Raw genomic sequence first — 5,178 nt, 5'->3', positions numbered from 1 at the left:
CAATCCATCAAAACAAGGATTGAAACCCGCGTGACTATCCCTGGCGCTCGCTCGCTGCCAGGGTTGAAGTCCCCAATCCATCAAAACAAGGATTGAAACCTTTCATTTCCTCAAGCAGCATCTCCTTGACGCGGTGTTGAAGTCCCCAATCCATCAAAACAAGGATTGAAACTCCTGATCGCGAATTGTCGGCGTGAAATACTGTTGAGTTGAAGTCCCCAATCCATCAAAACAAGGATTGAAACGAAATGTTATCAATTCAGCAGAAGCGCCAAGCTCACGGTTGAAGTCCCCAATCCATCAAAACAAGGATTGAAACGGCAAAAAGCATTGCAGGTCTTTTTTGACGTAATGTTGTTGAAGTCCCCAATCCATCAAAACAAGGATTGAAACTCGAATGGCGATATAATGCGATTGCGCCCACCAAGCCGTTGAAGTCCCCAATCCATCAAAACAAGGATTGAAACCCGGATCGAGAGGAGCCCAAAAAACGGCAAACGAATCGTTGAAGTCCCCAATCCATCAAAACAAGGATTGAAACGGTTGACGTTGATATTCCACCAAAAACGAAATTGAAGGTTGAAGTCCCCAATCCATCAAAACAAGGATTGAAACCTTTCATTTCCTCAAGCAGCATCTCCTTGACGCGGTTGGTTGAAGTCCCCAATCCATCAAAACAAGGATTGAAACTCCTCCCATGAGCGCGTTTGCAGTTTGCCCTCGATGAGTTGAAGTCCCCAATCCATCAAAACAAGGATTGAAACCGGAATGTCTGGCGGCGGACATTGTTGATGCAGCGGTTGAAGTCCCCAATCCATCAAAACAAGGATTGAAACATTCAATTTTCGTGGGCGCGGACGGGATCGAACCGCGTTGAAGTCCCCAATCCATCAAAACAAGGATTGAAACTATTTGCAAGCTCGCGCTTCAATTCATCCGCATTATGTTGAAGTCCCCAATCCATCAAAACAAGGATTGAAACAGCCGCAACCGGTTTCACAAAAGAGGCTCAAAGGCTGTTGAAGTCCCCAATCCATCAAAACAAGGATTGAAACGCTTTGTCTGTGCATTCGGCACAGATTTCTTTGGTGGTTGAAGTCCCCAATCCATCAAAACAAGGATTGAAACTCGCGCCGCGCAACCGCCGCGCCGCCATGCGGCAAGTTGAAGTCCCCAATCCATCAAAACAAGGATTGAAACATTTTTCGTTTTCTTGTAATATCGTTTGTGTATTAGGTTGAAGTCCCCAATCCATCAAAACAAGGATTGAAACATCAACGTCAATGGGCATATTGGTGGGCAAGGCCACGGTTGAAGTCCCCAATCCATCAAAACAAGGATTGAAACAAGGCACTGAAATTTGCTTCCAGTCTTCGAATACAACGTTGAAGTCCCCAATCCATCAAAACAAGGATTGAACCCACATTCAGAACACTGTTTTCTTTTGTTTACAGAAAGTTTTGAAGTGAATCCTTCGGGAATAAAACATGGTAAGGTGAAGCAACGGTCAAGCCGTTGCCGAACAGTTCGAATTAAATTTGTTGAGAATAGAATCGGCGGTGTGCGCCTGAAGGCGCTACTACGAACGCTACGAACGCGTGAAGGAAACCGGGGTTGCAAAAGTAAAACAAATTCATTATCGTTATGTCGCTGATTGAAGGAATGGCTTGAAAAGCAGCCGCGGGCTGTTATCATCGTTCTGGGTCAGGCAAAAGCGACATGAGCACGCGATAAAAAATTAAAGAATCTCGATCTCCGGCAAACAATCGGAGTCGAGATTTTTTGTTTTGGGTTGAGCTTGGAAGCGGCCGGCTGCAAGCAGATCACGAGGCAAATGGCCGTACCGGTCAGCGTCTCACTTGATTATCGTAGTTCTTTCTACCTGAATTTTGCATCGAGGCTGACCAAAACCGCTAAGAGCGCGGGCTTAATCGTGGTGCTAATCTAGCCATTGGGTGGTGCATAAGAAAAATTGCACGAGAGCTTGGTAGCAACTCCGAAGGGGTGAAATGGTTATAGTCATGCGCGCACACCGCTTCTGCAAACTCCGACAGGAGTGGCATATTGGGTTTTCACGACAAAGCCTGCGCCACGCTACTGAAATCTACATGTCACTCGGAGTTAAGGGCCGTTCCAGCGCACCACTTCAATAAACATTTCACTCCTCGCGGAGTTGTGAGCGGCGGGACGTCGAGCTTTGACGAATGGCAACCATCGTTCAGAAATCAGGTTCGACAAGCTACGATATTGACCAGCCGCTTAAATTTTTGTTCACTGCAAATCGGTGTAACTATAGCCTCAGGTCAATAAGTGGCATAAAAGAAGCAAGCGGGAAGGCGAAACATATGGCAATCCGAATTCTCATTACCGGCGGCACGTTCGATAAAGAATACGATGAAATCAATGGCCGGCTTTATTTTCGCGATTCGCATGTGGTGGAAATGCTGCGGTTGGGGCGTTGCCGCCTGCCCACGGAAATTCGCACGGTGATGATGATCGACAGCCTCGACATGACGGACGCCGATCGCGCGACGATCCTCGATCAATGCCGGCGCTGTGCCGAGGATAAAATCGTCATCACGCACGGCACCGACACGATGGTGGAAACCGCGCACGTTTTGGCGGCCGGCGTGAAGGATAAGACGATCGTCATGACCGGCGCGATGGTGCCGTATGCCTTCGGCAGCTCCGACGGGTTGTTCAATCTCGGCAGCGCGCTGTCGTTCGTGCAGGCCTTGCCGCCGGGCGTTTATCTTGCGATGAACGGCATGTATTTTACCTGGGATAATGTCCGCAAAAATCGCGAACTCGGTGTGTTTGAAAAGATTCGCCAGACATGATCCTGCGCCAGACTTGGCTCGCCTGCTGCGGCCTGGGCTTGGCCGCCGCGCTTGGCGAGATTGCTTTTGCCCAGCAAGAATCAACCATGATTCTGGGCAATGCGCCATTTCATTTGCTCGAAGAAAGCGAAACCGACACGCTGGCCGGGCCGCCGGCAACCGCGCGCGTGGACAGCATGCGCCGGCGTTTGCCGTTTGCTATTGATGCGGGCTATCGCCGGCCGCCGGTGCATCCCTATTTTCGCGACGAGTACCGCATTCTGCATGATGTGCGGCAATTGCTGCAATTCGTCGACCGCCACGCGATACACGGCATGGAGTCGCTGCCGGAGATGAAGGCGCTCGCCGAAAGCATGCCGCCGCAAAAGCAAACCGAAATCATTCGCACGGCAGTGGCCGGCAGCCTGGTTAATTTTGCTTCGGAAACGATCAGCCGCGAGCTGCGGCGCAAAAACATGGGTTTTGTGCAATGGCAGTTGGAGAAGGTGTCGCTGCGCCGGCAAATTGGGCAAGTGTATTTGAATTGGTATGGCGGGGTCAATGCCGCCGGCATGAACGCAGCGATTCCGGCGTGGCGCTTGTATTATGCGTGCCATGAAACGAATTATTATCGCTACGATAGTTTCACGTACTGGCCGTTGCCGCAAATCGGATTCAATTACATGTTGCTCGACAACCGCACGCTGTTTGGCCCGCGTTTTTCGTTCGGCCCCGGCCATCTCGCCGTTAGTTATGACCGGGATATGCGCATGCTTGTGTCCGGATTTGCACTGCGCCAGGCGAATCGCGTTATTATTCGATTGGAGTATGTCAACTATTTCGCGCTGGCAAATGTGGATTATTTGAGGAGTGAAGTGTTATTGCAGTGGTAGGGTGTTTATTTTATCTGTGTCGCCGGCATTTACTTGCCAATGGCATCGAATTTCTCGCCAAGAATCTCGCGCAAAATTTTCAAGACAGAGGGCAGGGGTTTGGCTGCCAGCCACGCCGGTTTAAGCCAAAATCCCGGCAAAACCTTGGAATGCAATCGGCCTTGTTCGTCCGGTTTGATTTCCCGCCATTCGCCCTCGATATTTTCATAAAACTCCAGCGTGTCACGCAGAGAATCAATGAGCCAGTATTCCCGCACGCCATGATCCGCGTAGAGCACGAACTTGCGGCCGCGATCACGCTGCCGGCTGCTTTTGGAAATGACTTCAACGCAAAGATCAGGCGGGCCCTCGACGAATTTTTCATTGACGATACTCAGCCGGTCTTTGCGAATGAAAAAAACATCCGGCTCCGGGCCTTGATATTGGGATAGCCGCACCGTCGCAGGCGCTACAAAGGTTTCGCCGAGATCGTGGGCATCGGCATAACAGTTGATCATTGTGCTAACCCAACCCGCCTCACGCCCGTGCTTCGGCGCCGCGGGCAAATCACGAATGATTTGGCCGTCGAGCAAATCCGCCTTGACGCCGTCATCGACCATTTCGTAGAATTCGTCGAATGTGATCGGCACTCTTTTCAAGATCTTTTTGTGCGGCGATTTTCTTGGTGTTTGCTTGACCAGGTAAGCCATCGGAATTCCCCGTTTTGTTAATGATTTCCAATAGACACAATTTCGTGTGACTCACGACGCGAGCGCAATTTAAGCAACCGATGATCGAAATGCACAATCTTTTTTTGAGAGCTACACGCGCGAGGCTATGAAATCGCCGCATTCTTTCGTGCCGAGCTTGCCGCCAATATCCGCGGTGACCTGGTTTTCATCCACGGCTTGTTGCACCGCTTGGGAAATGGCGTTGGCCGCGGCTTGGTGGCCGAGATGATCGAGCATCATGGCCGCGGTGCTAATGGCGGCAATGGGATTGGCTTTGTTCTGGCCGGCCATGTACGGCGCAGAACCGTGCACCGGCTCAAAGAGCGAAACTTTGCCGGGATGGAGATTGCCCGAGCCGGCCATGCCCAGGCCGCCCTGCAACATCGCGCCCAAATCCGTGATGATGTCACCCAGCATGTTTTCCGTGACGATGATTTGAAAATGCTCCGGCGATTTCACCATCTTCATCACCAGCGCATCGACGAAATAATGATCCTGTTCGATATTGGGATATTCCAACCCGACTTCGGCAAACGCACGCTGCCAAAGATCATGGCCGTAGCGCAAGACATTGGATTTGTCGCTCATGGTGACGCGCGTGCGGCCGTGCGCCACGGCATACTCGAACGCCGCGCGAATGATACGTTCCACGCCTTTGCGCGTGTGAATCGCTTCCTGCGTCGCGACTTCATCGGGGGTACCTTTTTTTAAAATTCCGCCGGCGCCGACATACGGGCCTTCGGTGTTCTCGCGCAC

General features: G+C 51.1%; 4 protein-coding genes and 1 CRISPR repeat array. Of the genes, 2 read left to right on the top strand and 2 right to left on the bottom strand.

The annotated features are described in order from the left end of the window. Window position 1: 1 nt before the first annotated feature. Window positions 2-1,421: direct repeats of the CRISPR family, unit length 25 nt; unit sequence AATCCATCAAAACAAGGATTGAAAC. 924 nt (window positions 1,422-2,345) lie between these two features. Together FBQ85_26210 and FBQ85_26205 are read left to right on the top strand one after the other, a co-directional pair. Beyond that, window positions 2,346-2,840 (top strand): asparaginase, encoded by a 495-nt coding sequence (locus tag FBQ85_26210; protein ID MDL1878626.1) that lies wholly within the window; start codon window positions 2,346-2,348, stop codon window positions 2,838-2,840. Further along, on the top strand, window positions 2,837-3,712 hold the full coding sequence (locus FBQ85_26205) for a hypothetical protein (protein MDL1878625.1): 876 nt from the start codon (window positions 2,837-2,839) through the stop codon (window positions 3,710-3,712). Before FBQ85_26210 ends, FBQ85_26205 begins: the two co-directional genes overlap by 4 nt. 29 nt (window positions 3,713-3,741) lie before the next feature. Here FBQ85_26205 and FBQ85_26200 read toward each other — a convergent pair whose 3' ends face one another. Next, window positions 3,742-4,401: a Uma2 family endonuclease gene (locus tag FBQ85_26200; GenBank protein ID MDL1878624.1), complete on the bottom strand. Its 660-nt coding sequence runs from the start codon at window positions 4,399-4,401 to the stop codon at window positions 3,742-3,744. 111 nt (window positions 4,402-4,512) lie between these two features. Continuing rightward, window positions 4,513-5,178: 3-isopropylmalate dehydrogenase (locus tag FBQ85_26195; protein ID MDL1878623.1), on the bottom strand; the 666-nt coding region annotated here is incomplete at its 5' end.

The sequence above is a fragment of the Cytophagia bacterium CHB2 genome (assembly GCA_030263535.1).
Lineage (GTDB): Bacteria > Zhuqueibacterota > Zhuqueibacteria > Zhuqueibacterales > Zhuqueibacteraceae > Coneutiohabitans.
This window is presented reverse-complemented; position numbering and strand designations above follow the sequence as displayed.